Source organism: Lientehia hominis, from assembly GCF_021044755.1.
In the GTDB taxonomy this organism is placed as follows: domain Bacteria; phylum Bacillota; class Clostridia; order Lachnospirales; family Lachnospiraceae; genus Lientehia; species Lientehia hominis.
This window is the reverse complement of record NZ_JAJNOR010000009.1, coordinates 20,415-35,678: the sequence shown is the minus strand read 5'-3', so window position 1 is coordinate 35,678 and position 15,264 is coordinate 20,415. Positions and strand designations below refer to the sequence as shown.

General features: G+C 47.1%; 18 protein-coding genes. 10 read left to right on the top strand and 8 right to left on the bottom strand.

Going from position 1 to position 15,264, the window contains the following annotated elements; translation table 11 throughout:
* The first annotated feature begins 27 nt into the window (after positions 1 to 27).
* On the top strand, positions 28 to 672 hold the full coding sequence (locus LQE92_RS12805) for a rhomboid family intramembrane serine protease (protein ID WP_231063347.1): 645 nt from the start codon (positions 28 to 30) through the stop codon (positions 670 to 672).
* On the opposite strand, the gene LQE92_RS12800 is transcribed toward LQE92_RS12805, so the two are convergent.
* A complete protein-coding gene (locus LQE92_RS12800) occupies positions 607 to 1,422 on the bottom strand; it encodes a sensor histidine kinase (RefSeq protein WP_231063346.1) in 816 nt (271 codons plus the stop codon). The genes LQE92_RS12805 and LQE92_RS12800 overlap by 66 nt on opposite strands.
* A gap of 211 nt (positions 1,423 to 1,633) precedes the next feature.
* Here LQE92_RS12800 and LQE92_RS12795 point away from each other — a divergent pair, with 211 nt between their 5' ends.
* Entirely contained in the window at positions 1,634 to 2,050 is a 417-nt protein-coding gene (locus tag LQE92_RS12795) for an HIT family protein (protein WP_231063345.1), read from the top strand.
* Positions 2,051 to 2,115: 65 nt separating this feature from the next.
* Here the strand turns inward: LQE92_RS12795 and LQE92_RS12790 are convergent, their stop codons facing one another.
* Together LQE92_RS12790 and LQE92_RS12785 are read right to left on the bottom strand one after the other, a co-directional pair.
* Positions 2,116 to 3,183 carry an undecaprenyldiphospho-muramoylpentapeptide beta-N-acetylglucosaminyltransferase gene (locus LQE92_RS12790; RefSeq protein ID WP_231063344.1) on the bottom strand — a complete coding sequence of 356 codons (1,068 nt, stop codon included), beginning with the start codon at positions 3,181 to 3,183 and terminating at the stop codon, positions 2,116 to 2,118.
* Between the two features lie 19 nt (positions 3,184 to 3,202).
* Positions 3,203 to 3,451 (bottom strand): TIGR03905 family TSCPD domain-containing protein, encoded by a 249-nt coding sequence (locus LQE92_RS12785; RefSeq protein WP_231063343.1) that lies wholly within the window; start codon positions 3,449 to 3,451, stop codon positions 3,203 to 3,205.
* Between the two features lie 125 nt (positions 3,452 to 3,576).
* Between LQE92_RS12785 and LQE92_RS12780 the strand changes: the two genes are divergently transcribed.
* The 3 genes from LQE92_RS12780 (at position 3,577) to LQE92_RS12770 (ending at position 6,719) form a co-directional block, all read left to right on the top strand.
* The gene (locus LQE92_RS12780) at positions 3,577 to 4,278 is read left to right on the top strand and encodes a 5'-methylthioadenosine/adenosylhomocysteine nucleosidase (protein ID WP_231063342.1); all 702 of its coding nucleotides are present in this window, start codon (positions 3,577 to 3,579) and stop codon (positions 4,276 to 4,278) included.
* Positions 4,279 to 4,452: 174 nt separating this feature from the next.
* A complete protein-coding gene (locus LQE92_RS12775; RefSeq protein WP_231063341.1) occupies positions 4,453 to 5,277 on the top strand; it encodes a hypothetical protein in 825 nt (274 codons plus the stop codon).
* A gap of 98 nt (positions 5,278 to 5,375) precedes the next feature.
* Positions 5,376 to 6,719 (top strand): glucose-6-phosphate isomerase, encoded by a 1,344-nt coding sequence (locus LQE92_RS12770; protein ID WP_231063340.1) that lies wholly within the window; start codon positions 5,376 to 5,378, stop codon positions 6,717 to 6,719.
* Positions 6,720 to 6,909: 190 nt separating this feature from the next.
* Here the strand turns inward: LQE92_RS12770 and LQE92_RS12765 are convergent, their stop codons facing one another.
* Positions 6,910 to 7,179: a hypothetical protein gene (locus LQE92_RS12765; RefSeq protein WP_231063339.1), complete on the bottom strand. Its 270-nt coding sequence runs from the start codon at positions 7,177 to 7,179 to the stop codon at positions 6,910 to 6,912.
* A 173-nt stretch (positions 7,180 to 7,352) separates the two neighbouring features.
* On the opposite strand from LQE92_RS12765, the gene LQE92_RS12760 reads away from it, so the two are divergent.
* A complete protein-coding gene (locus tag LQE92_RS12760) occupies positions 7,353 to 8,441 on the top strand; it encodes a hypothetical protein (RefSeq protein ID WP_231063338.1) in 1,089 nt (362 codons plus the stop codon).
* 64 nt (positions 8,442 to 8,505) lie between these two features.
* Positions 8,506 to 9,876, top strand: coding sequence for a C39 family peptidase (locus LQE92_RS12755; protein ID WP_231063337.1), 1,371 nt, complete (start codon positions 8,506 to 8,508; stop codon positions 9,874 to 9,876).
* A gap of 19 nt (positions 9,877 to 9,895) precedes the next feature.
* Here LQE92_RS12755 and LQE92_RS12750 read toward each other — a convergent pair whose 3' ends face one another.
* On the bottom strand, positions 9,896 to 10,591 hold the full coding sequence (locus tag LQE92_RS12750; protein WP_231063336.1) for an anaerobic ribonucleoside-triphosphate reductase activating protein: 696 nt from the start codon (positions 10,589 to 10,591) through the stop codon (positions 9,896 to 9,898).
* A gap of 114 nt (positions 10,592 to 10,705) precedes the next feature.
* On the opposite strand from LQE92_RS12750, the gene tadA reads away from it, so the two are divergent.
* Complete coding sequence (gene tadA, locus LQE92_RS12745; protein ID WP_231063335.1) at positions 10,706 to 11,200, top strand: tRNA adenosine(34) deaminase TadA; 495 nt, start codon at positions 10,706 to 10,708, stop codon at positions 11,198 to 11,200.
* Positions 11,201 to 11,224: 24 nt separating this feature from the next.
* On the opposite strand, the gene LQE92_RS12740 is transcribed toward tadA, so the two are convergent.
* Positions 11,225 to 11,443, bottom strand: a complete 219-nt coding sequence (locus tag LQE92_RS12740) for a helix-turn-helix domain-containing protein (protein WP_147597726.1) — start codon at positions 11,441 to 11,443, stop codon at positions 11,225 to 11,227.
* Positions 11,444 to 11,556: 113 nt separating this feature from the next.
* On the opposite strand from LQE92_RS12740, the gene LQE92_RS12735 reads away from it, so the two are divergent.
* Positions 11,557 to 12,249 (top strand): FadR/GntR family transcriptional regulator, encoded by a 693-nt coding sequence (locus LQE92_RS12735; protein WP_231063334.1) that lies wholly within the window; start codon positions 11,557 to 11,559, stop codon positions 12,247 to 12,249.
* 73 nt (positions 12,250 to 12,322) lie between these two features.
* On the opposite strand, the gene LQE92_RS12730 is transcribed toward LQE92_RS12735, so the two are convergent.
* Both LQE92_RS12730 and LQE92_RS12725 read right to left on the bottom strand, forming a co-directional pair.
* The gene (locus LQE92_RS12730) at positions 12,323 to 13,198 is read right to left on the bottom strand and encodes a dihydrodipicolinate synthase family protein (RefSeq protein ID WP_231063333.1); all 876 of its coding nucleotides are present in this window, start codon (positions 13,196 to 13,198) and stop codon (positions 12,323 to 12,325) included.
* Between the two features lie 55 nt (positions 13,199 to 13,253).
* Positions 13,254 to 13,988 (bottom strand): FadR/GntR family transcriptional regulator, encoded by a 735-nt coding sequence (locus tag LQE92_RS12725; RefSeq protein ID WP_231063332.1) that lies wholly within the window; start codon positions 13,986 to 13,988, stop codon positions 13,254 to 13,256.
* A 210-nt stretch (positions 13,989 to 14,198) separates the two neighbouring features.
* Between LQE92_RS12725 and dapA the strand changes: the two genes are divergently transcribed.
* Positions 14,199 to 15,119 carry a 4-hydroxy-tetrahydrodipicolinate synthase gene (gene dapA / locus LQE92_RS12720; RefSeq protein WP_231063331.1) on the top strand — a complete coding sequence of 307 codons (921 nt, stop codon included), beginning with the start codon at positions 14,199 to 14,201 and terminating at the stop codon, positions 15,117 to 15,119.
* Positions 15,120 to 15,264 lie beyond the last annotated feature (145 nt).

Genomic DNA, 15,264 nt, shown 5'->3' with positions numbered 1-15,264 from the left:
TGTGACCTCAGGAAAAGAGGGAGAACCATGAATTGTACAGACATGTCCAGACAGAGGCGGCTTCCATATGCCACGATCGCGATAGCTGCAGTCAATGTCATTTATTTTATTTATCTTCTGCTGAGCGGGGCATTGGGAACGACGTCCGGGATAGTGGACAAGGGAGCGCTGCTTGTGGTGGAGGGAACTTATATCGGAGGCTGGAGCCAGTTGTTTACATCTATGTTCATGCATTTTGACATCCAGCATATTGGCGGAAATCTGCTGATCATGGTAATCATCGGGGCGATGCTGGAAGAAAGGCTGGGTAGAGTCCGGTTTCTGTTTTCTTATTTTGTCAGCGGTCTGGCCGGAAATGCCGCTACGATTCTTTGGTATTGCATGCTGGGGAAGACAGTCGTGTCAGCCGGTGCGTCCGGAGCGGTCTTCGGTCTGGTCGGGACCTTGTTCTGCCTGATCTTCCGGAACCGGGGGTCAGTTCCCGGCTTCAGCAGGAGCCGTATGCTGATCATGATCTTTCTGATCATTTACAGCGGCTACAATAACGCGGGAATCAACACGGTGGCACATATAGCCGGATTTCTGGCAGGAACGCTCTGCGGCCTGTTATTTAACAGCATTTGGAAGGCGTGGCAGAAGGATTGTAAAGACAGACCCTTTACCGGGACATGAGCTTATACAAAGCTTGCCGCCATGGGACTCCACAATATTTCGGGCTATGGGGAGACCGAGGCCAGTCCCATTGGCTTTGTCGGTAAAAAAAGGCTGGAAAATAACTTCCTGCTGTTTTGCGGAAAGCCCCACGCCGGTATCCTTGATTTCAATGACGGTTGTTTCTGTGCCGAGGAGCAGGGTCTCATCTTCGGTGGCCTCACGCAGACAAAGAGAAACAGTTCCTTCGTGCCCCAAAGCCTCTAGACCGTTTTTGATGAGATTGGTGATGGCCTGGTATAGTTTGGCCGTATCGGCATATAGGATGGAGTGGGTTTTCGGACATGATAAAATCAACCGCCTATGGATTCCGTCAAACCATGTCTGGCAATTATGGTAGACATCTCGCAAAAAGGCGGTCAGATCACATAGCCGGCAGTGAGGTACAAGTGCTTTAAGGGATTTAAACGATGATAGATCTTGTAGAAACGCCTGCATATGGGACAGGTCGGAATGTATACTGCTCCAATACCGTGTTGAGGCGACATTGGGATAATCTTGCTCCATGAGCTGTACGGAACCAACCAACAGGGTAAGCGAATTTCGTAATTCGTGGGAAATAGCGGAGAGAGATGCCTGTGTATCTTCCTCTAACTCTATTAATTTTTGATTCAGCTGACGATTTTCGGCCTTCAGATTATTGTTTTCTCTGATCAGCTGTTCCATGCTACCGGCTGGAGGCCGATATAAGTCTTCTTTTTCATCATTCATAGTCACACGTCCTAATTTGGTAATTAAACGGAATTTTTCCAGTATAAACCATGTTATCAGTTTGAGAGTAACATTACCCGAAAAATTAGGCAAACAAATTCGTTCGACAAAAAAAGACAAGACAATAGAAACATCTTGCTAAAAAAAACTGGTGATTGTAAACTATATATATAGGAAATTACCAGATATAAAGAAAATAGGAGTGATGTCAATGAAAGACGAAAATTGTGTTTTTTGCAAGATAGCTAATGGAGAGATTCCCGCGGCGACTCTGTATGAGGACAATCTGTTCCGCGTGATACTGGATTTGGGACCGGCTTCTAAAGGACATGCGCTGATTCTGCCGAAAAATCATTTTGGGGATGTCTGTGCGCTGGATCAGGAGACATCTTCCAAGGTGATGGCACTGGCCGCGAAGATTGGGACTGCCATGAAGAAAAGCCTGAACTGCGCGGGCTTTAATTTAGTTCAGAATAATGGACAGGCCGCCGGCCAGACTGTATTCCATTTTCATCTTCACATTATACCCCGCTATGAAGGCGGCCCCCGGATGGTCAGCTGGGAACCTCAGAGCCCTTCTCAGGAAGAGCTGGCCCAACTGGCGGAGTGTATTAAAAAGGAATTGTGAGAACAGAAATTAAAAAGGCGGGCATTCGGCCCGCCTTACAGCAAGCAGCACATCGGCTGCGGGTATCATTTGAGACATATTTCATTCATCATTGTCGTGATGCTGCCGATGGCATCAGCCGTTTTGCTGGTATTCATCGCGTTTATGTAATCCTGTCTATTGGCATATACTTTTTCTATCAGCGCCTTCAGCGCGTCATCCGTTAAATCCTCTTCCAGAAGAACCTCACTGAAGCCTTGTTTCCGGAAGGATTCTGCGTTCAGCAGCTGATCTCCGCGGCTGGCAGCTGCCGACAGCGGTATTAAGATATTCGGCTTTCGGAGCGCCAGAATCTCGCAGATAGCGTTGGCGCCTGCACGTGAAATCATAAGGTCAGATAAAGCAAATAGATCTTTCAGCTGAGAACTGATATATTCGTATTGCACATAGCCATCCAGAGAGTTCAGAGATTTATCCAGGTTTCCTTTTCCGCATAGGTGGATGACCTGATAGTTCTTTAAAAGTTCCGGGAGGATATTCCGGACAGCCGTATTGACTTTTACGGATCCCAGGCTTCCGCCGATCACCAGTATCACCGGTCTTTTGGAAGATAGTCCGGTAAACTTGAGGCCGGAAAGAGGAGAACCATTTAAAAGCTCCTTCCGGATAGGGGAGCCGGTGAGGACAGCCTTTTCTTCGGGCAAGTATTTGAGCGTTTCAGGGAAGTTGCAGCATACCTTCCTGGCGGACGGTATACACAGCTTGTTTGCCAGCCCCGGGGTCATGTCGGATTCATGGATGATGACGGGGATATGCTGCCCTTTTGCGGCTAATACCACCGGCACTGCCACAAAACCGCCTTTGGAAAAAATAACGTTGGGTTTTTCACGTTTCAGTATTTTTTTTGCCTGAAAATATCCCTTTAATATGCGGAATGGGTCCGAAAAGTTCTTGAAGCTGAAATAACGGCGCAGCTTTCCGGAGGAGATACCGTCATAGGGGATTCCGGCCTTTTCAATCAGTTCTTTTTCGATGCCGTTATAAGAACCGATATACCGTATTTCGTAACCCTGTTCCTTTAAGGTAGGAATCAGAGCCAGGTTAGGTGTAACATGTCCGGCGGTTCCTCCGCCGGTTAAGATGATTTTTTTCATGATGAACTGCTCCTGAACGTTAATGAGTTGCTTTATATTCTTTCAAAGCCTTAGCCAGCTGGTCTGGACATGAAGTTCCGCGTCCGCCGCAGTCAATGCCGTCGATTTTCTGTATGGCTTCATCCACATCCATACCGGCTATCAGCCGGGCTACACCCTGGGTATTTCCGGCACAGCCTCCGATGAACTGGACAGTTTTGATCGTGTTTCCCTCAATCTCAAATCGGATTTCACGGCTGCATACGCCGCGGGTTTTATAAGTTGTCATGATCATATTACCTCCTTTTACGCAAGTATAGCACAAAATAAGAAAATTGTATCAGGTTTTTCGTTGCCACGGTTTCCGGCGGAAGGTATAATGAAACCAGAACAGGCAATAGGAGGAATGGCCATATGATTGGTATTATCGGTGCAATGGAGGAAGAAGTCAATCAGCTGAAGTCAGCGATGGAAGAAGTCTCGGTGGAAACAAAGGCCTCCATGGAGTTCTGCAGGGGCAGACTCAGCGGAAAAGATATTGTAGTTGTGCGGAGCGGGATCGGGAAAGTAAATGCCGGAATCTGTACGCAGGTCCTGGCAGATTTTTATTCAGTTAATGCTGTTATCAATACCGGAATAGCAGGTTCTCTGAACGCACAGATCAATATCGGGGATATAGTTTTGTCCACGGATGTACTGCAGCATGATGTGGATGCAGCGGCTTTTGGATATCCGGCGGGCCAGATACCCAGAATGGATTCACTTTCTTTTCAGGCGGACAGGCGTCTGGCAGACTGTGCGGAGGAAAGCTGCCGGAGGGTGAACCCGGACATCAAGACCTTTAAAGGGCGTGTACTGAGCGGAGATCAGTTTGTGGCGGACAAGGAAAAAAAGGAGTGGCTTATAAAGACTTTTGGCGGCCTTTGTACAGAAATGGAAGGCGCGGCCATCGGACAAGCCTCTTATCTGAATGGGATTCCCTTTTTGATCGTGAGGGCAATTTCCGATAAAGCGGATGACAGCGCATCCATGGATTACCCCGCGTTTGAAGCAAAAGCAATTTCTCATACGGTAGCTCTTGTTAAGGATATGGTGGGCCGTCTTGAACTGGTTTGAGTAAATAGTTAAGAATCCTCATGGAAATTCCTGTCGGAAAAAAACGAACGATTTTCCTTCTCATCCAAACTTTTTGTGGTATACAATGTGTGTAATCTCCGGAGGTTGCGCGCGGATACACCGGAGCAAGTTTGAACAATTCGGACAGAGTCCGGAAAAGAAAGGGGAATCACTATGTTGCTACAGTTTTTAGAAACAGGAAAGGTGCTTTATATTATGCTGGCATTCAGCATTTTAGGCGTACTCAGTAAATTCCTGGTAAACGGAAGATACCGAAAGCTGATAAAGCAGTCGGAGAACATGGGAACAGCCAAGGATAAGTATTTGAAACAATGGAAAGTAAAATTTGAAAATACATATCGGTCAAGCAGCGGAGTCAATAATATCCCTGTCTATGTGGAAAGAAATATTGGACAGTATAAATTTTTAGGAATACGTCTGAACCGGCTGGAGCGTTTAAACCGTCTGGCGGCCGCTTTTCTCTGCCTGGGAGGCATGGTGGCGTCCTTTATGACCTATTGGTACGCGGGAGTGACCAGGACTGTGGTATTATATGTATTTTCCGGGTTCGCATTGGGCGGTGCCATGATATTATGGGAAACGCTGTGCAATACTCCCGGAAAATATTCTCAGCTTTTGCTCTGTATTCGTGATTATTTTGAGAACACGCTGGTCAAACGTCTGGAATCGGGCAAGCCGGCGGAGCTAACGCCGGCCATGGAAGGAGCAGGGGCATCCGGAGGGCCGGGAGGAGTGATGGAAGCGGCCGTTTCAGGCGATGCGTCATATAGTGAAAATCCAAGTGTTTTAGATGGACAGGCAGCTGATCTGCTGAGAAAAAGCGAAGAAGCTGCAGGAAGAGAACAGGATGCGGCATTTCTGAAAAAGCGTTTGGAGCGGATTGCATCAGGCCGCCATGGCGGCGGCCACGCGAGGAAGCTTACGGATGAGGAAGAGCACCTGATTGAGGATATTATCCAGGAATATTTGTATGAATAGCATAAAAATCCGTTCGGACCTTGCGGAAAGACCGTGAATTTTGTATAATTATCACAAATACCTCAGGACGTGAGGACAATACAAAAAGGAGAAAAAATATGCAGGTAACGTTTGATTACAGTAAGACAGCTTCCTTTATTTCTGAAGAAGAAATCGTCAATATGAAAAAGCTGGCACTGGATGCGAAGGAAGTGCTGGTGTCCAGGACAGGGGCTGGGAACGACTTTTTGGGATGGATTGACCTGCCGGTAGATTATGATAAAGAAGAATTCACAAGAATTCAAAAAGCAGCGGCGAAGATTCAATCGGATTCCGACGTACTCCTTGTCATCGGTATTGGCGGTTCTTACCTTGGGGCGAGGGCGGCCATAGAGTTCCTGAGAAATAATTTTTATAACTGCATGTCAAAGGAGGACAGGAAAACTCCGGAGATTTATTTTGTGGGGAATAACATCAGCACCTCGTATATGAAGGATCTGATTCACCTGCTGAATGGAAAAGATTTCTCCATAAATGTGATTTCAAAATCGGGAACGACTACGGAACCGGCAATCGCCTTCCGTATTTTAAAGAAGCTGCTGACTGATAAGTACGGCGTGGAAGAAGCCGGAAAGAGGATTTATGCAACCACGGATAAAGCCCGGGGTGCACTTAAGACTCTGGCGGATAAAGAAGGCTATGAGACCTTTGTGGTTCCGGATGATGTGGGCGGACGTTTTTCCGTCCTGACAGCAGTAGGCCTGCTTCCCATCGCGGTTAGCGGAGCAGATATTGAAAAATTGATGGCAGGCGCAGCGTCAGGAAGGAAACGTGCTTTGGAGAACGGCTTTGAGACGAATGACGCTCTTCAATATGCGGCAGTTCGGAACATCCTTCTGAGAAAAGGAAAGGGGATTGAGATTACAGCGAATTATGAACCCAGTCTCCATTATTTAGCGGAGTGGTGGAAGCAGCTTTATGGAGAGAGCGAGGGCAAGGACCAGCGGGGAATTTTCCCGGCGGCTGTGGACCTGACAGCGGATCTTCACTCTATGGGCCAGTTTATTCAAGACGGTTCCAGAAATCTTATGGAGACCGTGATTTCGGTAGAAGAACCGTGCGGAGAGATCCTGATCGAAGCAGAGGCGGAAGATTTGGATGGACTTAACTACTTGGCAGGGAAGTCTATGGATTTTGTAAACAAAAATGCCATGAATGGCACGATGCTTGCACATACGGACGGCCAGGTGCCGAATATGAAAATTTGTGTGCCGAAGCAGGATGAATTCTGCCTTGGCGAGTTGTTCTATTTTTATGAGTTCGCCTGCGGCGTCAGCGGATACATACTGGGCGTAAATCCTTTTAATCAGCCAGGGGTCGAGAGCTACAAGAAAAATATGTTTGCTCTTCTTGGAAAGCCGGGCTATGAGGAACAGAGGGAGACCCTTCTTGCCAGACTATGATTCGCGGGACCGGTAAGGCGGCAAACAGGTGGCCGTCTGCGGACAGCGGCTCTGATATGTGGAAAATCATAAGCGTTTGATGCGTAATGGAGTATAGATAGATGAATTAGAAACTGCCCCGGCCTTTGAGATGAAAAAGGCTCCGGGGCAGTTTTGATAGGCCGGCCGCAGCCGGAAAGGGTTGTCTTGCTTAATCTTCTTCAATTACTTGAATCTCCAAAAAATCGAAGTTAATGTGTTCAATGAAACAGTCCTGTGTGAAACGGCATTTTGAATGAATTCGGAATTCTTCCACCGTGGCGTCCAGCCAGATTGGGACGCTTAGATCAAAGGCCATGCAGATCTCCTCCAGACTTTTGAATACTTTGCGGGTCCGGTTTAATTCCGTGTCACCGCTGCAAATGACGATATCCTTTATCAGATGATTATTTTGGAATTCTTTTCCCCAGAGGCGGAACATAGGAAGCCCTCCTTAATAATGTGCAGATGGTTCACCACTTCCAGTCCAGTATACCATCGATTTTAGGCACGGGCAACCACTACCGGGCCTTTTGCCATATAAAAATACTTGCGGGAGGGGATAAAGTAGTGTAAACTAAAACATGGAAGCAAGTCATACATAGGAGGATAACCATGGCACGGGAAATACAGGATAATGTGGGCTTTCTTCAGGAAGCGAAAGCAGCGCTTGCTGAACTGGAGGCGGAGAAAGCGAAGAGCAGCCGTCTGCAGTCGGAAGAAAAACGGTTAACACGCTCCCTGGCCACAGAAAAAAAAGCGGTTGAAGAAGAGATTGAATCTACCGTCAGTAAGCGGAAAGAGGAAATCACCTTAAGTTATGACAGAGAGATCAGCAAGACACAGGACAAGTTAAAAAAAGCAAGAGGAAACAGAGAGAGGGCGAAGGATCAGGGGGTAAAGGCACGTATCGATAATGAGACGGCGCAGCTTCGGGAAGAAAACAGGCAGCTGAAGCTCCAGAACGCGACTACCTTCCACCAGAACAGAATCCCGTCTTTTTGTAATACCAAATTTTATTACTCCTTGTATTTTACCAAGGGATTTTCGGAAGTTTTGATTTTGCTTTTGACTTTTGTAATCGGTTTTCTGGTGCTGCCCTGCGGTATTTACTGGGCGGTTCCCGGCCATCAGCCGTGGCTTTTGATCGTAATCTATATCGTTGTCATCGTTGTGCTCTGCGGCACATATATTGCATTGAACAACAGGACAAAGGTCAATCATCTGGAGATCATGAAGGACGCGCGGAAAAACCGCGATATGATTGATGCTAATAAACGGAAGATACGAGTCATTGTCAAAGCGATTGAAAAAGATAAAAACGATTCGGTCTACAACCTGGGCAAGTATGACAGGGAAATTTCAGGAATTGAAAACGAGCTGGCGGATATAGCGAAACGGAAGCAGGAAGCCCTGGGCATCTTTGAGAATGATACAAAACAGGAGCTGGAACAGGAGATTCTTGAAAACAACAGGGAAAAATTGGAGACAATGGCCAGACAGCTTCAGCAGGTGAACGCGGCTAATAAGGAAATGAGCAGCAGCGTCCAGCAGAAGACCATTGAATTCACGGACGAGTATGGTCCGTATATCGGTCAGGAGTTTATGCACCAGGATAAGCTGGATAAGCTGATAGACATTTTGAATCAGGGATTGGCTTCCAGCATTACAGAGGCTCAGCAGATTTATAAAAATGTGAAATAGAAAAGAGTCCGGCAGGCCGGACTCTTTGTTTTAGGATAGAAGGAATTCTCTGGAAGGAGTATAGATGCAGAAAACCAGGAAAACGGCGGATATGCCAGTTATATTGATATCGACAGTACTTATCTGTGTGCTTTTATTTTCCGGCAGGCGTGTTTTTGCTTCGTCGCAGGAGCAGACTTCCAATGTGGATAGGATTGAGGATGCAGACGGCGGGGATGGAGAAAGCCCAGAAACGGAAATACACGGTCTGCAGATTGCGCCTTATCAGGAAATGCTCGTAGGTCCACAGGAAATAGACGATGCGGCAGGGGAAGACGAGGCTTCAGGAATCCGCGGGACGGCGGATCTGGAAACGCTTTATGCGTTTATCCAGAACAAGGAGGAGACTTGGAAAGAGGAACAGGCCCAGATACTGGAAAACTCCGGGGTGCCTAGGGAGAAGCAGTATTTTGTGTATGGAAAGGGATTTCAGGATACATCCAGACAAGTGCTGGCCATGACGGCTGTCTGCCGGAATTATACATTTTATAATCGGATTCTCTGCCAGTGGTATGCGGATAACCTATGGAATGAGACCCACTCGTACCGAATCGCCGGAATCCAATTTCAGAAATCCGCCGTAGAATCTCTCCTTCCATCGGCGGGGGCAGCCGCGGATTGGCTGGGGGCCGGAGGCATAAGCCTTTCAAGCGTATTTGAGGGGACGGAGGCAGCTTTGGATTCTCAGTATAAGGTAGTGGTGATTTTGGAAAACAAGCCGAGGGATGAGATTTATGATACGGATTCTTTTACATTTCCGATACCGTCAGAATGGGATGGATGGACGGAAGAAAAGCGGGCAGAATGTGAAGAACTTATGAAAATGAGTGAGAAGGAATTTAATGATACTATTTTAAAGCGGCAGGTAGAGAGCCTTTTGGATTCACCGGTACCTTTTTACAAGCAGGGGTCCGCCGAGTGGGGAAGCCAGGCTTTTGGAGGAGGGACCATAGCCAGCGACGCCTGCTGTCCAACGGCGATTGCCATGGTATTGTCGTATTTTAAAGATGAGCGCATCACTCCGGCGGAGGTTGCGGCCAGATATGATAAAGATGGATACCGGAATATCGAGCAGGGCTCATACGGCGGAAAGATGTGTATGGCGGCAGGCGTTGACTATGGACTTCGGGTTGAAGCGGGGACAGCGTCACTGTCCGCGGATAAAATACGCCAGTCGCTGGAATCCGGAGCCAAAATCGTGATGTCTATGAAACCGGAAGGGGAAGGAGGCCGTTATGCCACAGTCTATCATTATGTGACTTTAGCAGGAATGACAGAGGACGGACGGGTGATAGTCAATAATCCCGGAATCAGCACTGACATTACATATGACGATATGCAGACGATCCTGGATAATCAATCAGGCAGAGGATATGGAATCTTCTGGAAATCCTGATACGGTTTTCCGCGGCGGTTCAGTCAACGCCCCGGAGGTTCACATTTGGAATCAGAGGTTTTATCACAGAGATAAAATCAAGAAGCTCCTCTTTGGAGAAGCTGTGGAATCCAGGACACAGCACGTGTTCCGAATCTTGATAATTCTGCAGATAATATGCAGAGCAGCCTTGCAGCCACCGGCCGATCTCCTCAAAGTCTTTTTGGGAGTGAAGCTCTTGGACTACGGTGGTGCGGAATTCGTAAGGAAGACGGCCCTGCATCAGATAAGAGACGCTTTTCTGAATGCGGGAAAAATCAAGATGGGGAAAGCCGGATACAATGGGATAACGAGACGGACAGGATTTGATGTCCATGGCGATGTAGTCGACCAGTCCTTGTTCACAGAGGGAAATCATAACATCCGGCTGGTATCCGTTGGTGTCCAACTTCACCAAGAGTCCCATGTCTTTGACAGATAACAGAAATTCAGGCAATTCCGGCTGCAGGGTGGGCTCGCCGCCGGTTACGCAGACTCCTTCCAGAATGCCGGCGCGCTTTTTTAAGACGGACAGGACTTCAGAGTCTGTCATCGCCTGGGGTGCTGTATCGGATGTAAGAAGCTCACTGTTGTGGCAGAAGGGGCAGCGGAAACTGCAGCCGTTAAAAAATATCGTAGCGGCCAGATGGCCGGGATAATCCAGCAGGGTGGTCTTTTGGAAACCGGAAATGATCATAGTCGTGCCTCCTGATCGTTTTGTAAAAGTGTTCCAACTGCCATTGTAGCTGATTTCCGCGAAGATCACAACCCCGGACCGGCGGCGAAATTTAGACAGAAAGGAGTATGAATCATGGCTGACCAGGAACACTATATGAAGGAGGCCATTAAGCAGGCAAAAAAAGCGTTTTCCATAGGCGAGGTCCCCATCGGATGTGTGATAGTCAAGGAGGACAAGATCATCGCGCGAGGGTATAACAGGAGAACTGCCGATAAAAATACATTGGCGCACGCAGAACTTCAGGCCATCAAAAGAGCCAGCAAAAAGCTGGGGGACTGGAGACTGGAGGGATGTACGATGTATGTGACACTGGAGCCTTGTCAAATGTGCTCGGGGGCGCTGGTACAGGCGCGGATGAGCGAAGTGGTCATAGGGTGCATGAACCCCAAGGCTGGCTGTGCCGGTTCCATCTTGAACCTGCTGGAGATGCCGGAGTTCAATCATCAGGTCAAGGTGGTCAGAGGGGTTATGGAGGAGGAGTGCTCGAAGCTTCTTAAGGATTTTTTCAAAGGACTCCGCAGCCGCCTGAAAGAGGAGAAGAAGGAAAAAACGGCTGTTAAGCTTTAAAGGAGAAAGCGTCCATTGCCGCGGTCAGAGAAGCTGATCGTCATCGTTGGGTATGTATTCGACGATATCGCCGACAGAGCAGTTGAATATTCTGCAGAAGTCATTGATGGTCACGGTAGAAAGCGGCAGACCTTTTCTCATGCGGCTGAGGGTATTGGAAGATATTCCATGTTTGTTGATCAGAGAATAGGTGGATTCGGTGGAGGCCTCCAGGGTTTGCCAAAATGGTGTATATACAATCATGGTCTGCACACTCCTTCATTTGATGATAGAATATGAGTGATTGATTGACTATAGTCAATATATAAGCTATAATATTGGAAGATATTGCCAAATTTTCGAGAGGATGTACAGGGATGAAAGAGATACAAAGGATCTCCATTACAGATGCTGTTGTAGAGAACGTGAAAGAATTAATTGAATCCGGTGAATACGAACCCGGACAAAAGCTCCCTGCGGAGGCCAGCCTGTGCCAGATGATGGGAGTGAGCCGGACAAGCGTAAGGGAGGCTTTTCGCGTACTGCAGGCACTGGGATATGTGGTGATCAAGCCTGGTCTCGGTGCATTTGCAGCGGAGAAAAAGGAAGACGGCGGCAGAGATAAACAATGGTATGAGGCGGATAACGCGGAACTTTCAGATTTTAAGGAGGTACGTTATGCAGTTGAGACATTAGGCGTCCGCTTGGCTGTAGAACGCGTGTCTGCAGAACAGATAAAAGAACTGGCAGAAATTCAGAAATCCTTTACCGCGGCTAATGAGACCCATGATATGGCAAAACTGATCATGCTGGACGAGCTTTTTCATACGAAGATCATATCTTATACAAAAAATCCACTTCTGATCGCGATTAATAAACAGTTGACAGAACGTCTGCGCTCTTACCGGGGAGAATCTTTTGCGGACAATGAAGTATATGGCAATGCGGCAGCCCTTCACGAAGCAATTCTTTCCTGTTTTAAGAAACGGGATGCAGAACAGGCTGTGGCAGAGATGAAGAGACATTTGGACATTACCTATGCAGATATACAGTATCTGCGGAAAAAATAACAGGAACGGCAAAAGAGCTTTTTCATTTTCATGAAAAAGCTCTTTTTAAATAAATTCTTCACGCGGCGGATATTTAAGAAAAAGCCCTTTCAATCTGACGTTTTTCTTCCTCTGACAGATGGGTGATCGGACTCCGGCAGAAACCCGGTTCGCGGCCCATGAGCTTTAAGGCATATTTTAACCGAATAGGGAACTGATTTCCGGTTATGGCCTGCCAGCGGTAATAAAGCTGATTCTGGATATCCAGCGCGCGGGCCTTATTGCCGCTTTGGGAACACTCCCACATTTCTACACACAGCTTAGGAAATACTGCGAGGATTGCGGAGATGGCGCCGTCAGCCCCCAGATCATAGCAGGTGTAAAGCATATCGTCGGTTGCGGCATATACCTTGGCTTTGCTGCCGCACATCATTTTCATGGCATACAGGGCAGAAACGCCTCCTACACTCTGCTTTATGCCGCGGACATATTCTGTGTTTTCAATCAGCCGCTTGAAAAGCTGAGGAGTGACCGTATTCTGCGGGACCACATTATAAATGATAATGGGCATTTGGCACTCTTTGGAAATGGTGCTGTAAAAATCAAACATACCTTCTTCGTCCGGTACAAGAACGTTGTAAGCAGTGGGGGTCACCATTAAGGCGTCTGCTCCGGCATCCTTGGCGGCAAGGCCCGCTCTTACGGCATCTCTTGTGCAGGTACGCATGATTCCGCAGACGATTGGCTGTTCTTCCTTTACATAATCTTTTGCAATGGTGATAAGAGTTTTCAACTCCTCGTCTCTTAAAGTAGGCCCTTCGCCTGTACTTCCGCTGACGCTCAGACCATGAACGCCGGAGTCGACCGCCAGCTTCATCTCTTTCGCAATCAATACTTCATCGATATTTCCCTTTTCATCAAAGGGGGTAATAATCGGAGGGATAATACCCTCTAATTTTTTTGCGTACATGCTGCTCCCTCCTTGTCAATATTATACGACATCATACAATCATACAAACACAATATCATGGTTCACCAGCAATGTCAATAGAGGATTTTAGCTTCGTATGTTTTTTGTGGATTCGTTTCATATCGGAGTCCGTTATTTCCAGATGTCTCTGCATTTCCAGCACAGCATTTTCCGGATCTTTTCTGTAAAAACACTGAAGGATCCGTCCATGAGGCTGTACAGCGTTGTTATATACTTGATCGCTGGTAAAGGATTCGCCGCGGTAGACGCGGAAACAGTTTAAAAGTTGTTTATTGATATTTATCAAAAGCGGATTCTTCGTATAGGACATGATTTTTGTATGAAAGAGCTCATCCAGCATAATCAGCTTTGCCATGTCATGGGTTTTGTTTGCGTTTAAAAAAGACTGATGGATTTCCGCCAGGTCTGCCACTTCTTTTGGAGTAACGCGTTTTACAGAGAGGCGCACGGCCAGAGGCTCGATGGCGAAACGTACTTCCATAAAGTCGGAAAATTTGGCGTCCTCGGTATCGTACCAGTTACTGCCAGATGCCAGAGGGAGTTCCTGCTTAGAGACAAAGGTACCTTTTCCAGGCTTAATGGTCACAAAGCCCAGTGCCTGCAGGACACGGAGCGCTTCCCGGATACTGGTGCGGCTGACACCCAGCATTTGGCAGAAGCTGGCTTCTGTAGGAAGCTTCTGGCCGGGAATATATTTTCCGCTGGTAATCAGTTCCTTGATACTTTCAGCGGCCATATCGGTAATGGATATTTTCTGGATTTCTTTCATGCACACACTCCTATAAATTATTATATGATGTCATACGATATTACAGGGTATTATAAAAGAAAATTTAATAATTGTAAAGGAGTTTAAAAATCTTTGTTCTAAAAAACGCTTGACAAAAAAATAGAAACCATATAACATACGATATATGACATCATACAATATACCAAACCAATTCAATGTATAGTTTATGAAAGAAAGGAATGAAAAGAAATGAATAGTGTAGTTAAAAAGTATGGAAAGATTTTACTTCCGCTCATTACTCCCTACAATGAGAATGAAGAAATCGATTATGGAAAATATGCAGAGCTGATTGATTATGTGATTGAAAAAGATGTTTGTGATTCTTTGATTGTGACCGGGACGACAGGCGAAGCTTCCCTGCTGACCTTTGACGAGCGCGTGAAGCTGTTCGAGACCGCGGTGAAAGCGGCTGCGGGCAGAAAGCCCGTTATCGCCGGAACGGGCTGCGCCTCCACAAAGGAGACCATTGCCCTTACGAAAAAAGCGGAGGAGCTTGGAATTGGGCTTTGTCTTATTGTATGCCCGTTCTACAATAAGCCCACCCAGGAGGGAGTTTACGAACACTATAGGAGGATTGCTGAGAGTACAAAGGCCGATATACTGTTATATAATATCCCGATTTTTGTTGGCATCAATCTGGAGCCTGCTACCGTTGGCCGTCTGGCGGCCATTGAAAATATCGTGGGCGTAAAGGATGAGGCGGGCGTAAATCCCACCCAGGTCACAGATTTCTTCCTTGCGACAAAGGATATCGATTCCGACTTTGCCATTTACAACGGAGACGATGTTATGCTGCTTCCCACGATCGTTCAGGGCGCTATGGGCATTGTGAGCGGCGGGGCTCATATTTACGGCCATGAGATTCGCGCGATTTTCGAGGCTTTTGAAAAGGGAGAGAACGAGAAGGCGAAGGAAATCTTCATGCCCATGTATGAGTTTTGCAAGAGTACTGGGCAGAACGGAAGGATTTTGCCCAATTCCATTCTCCGTCCGGCTATCGAAGCGGTGACAGGCGTGAAGCTGGGGCCGGCGAGAGGCCCCTTGGCTCCGGCGACCGATGCGGAGATGGAGGTAACCCTTGCTATTTTGAAAAAACAGGGAAAGCTGTAATTTACATTTGGTACATATAGAATGATCGAATGCCGCCGCAGCCAGAATTCAAAAAAGAATGGCTTGCGGCGGCATTCTCTATTTTGGGTAAAATGTCCTGTAATCTGTATATTCAGGAGGCTTAAATGTACAAAATGTTGGAATC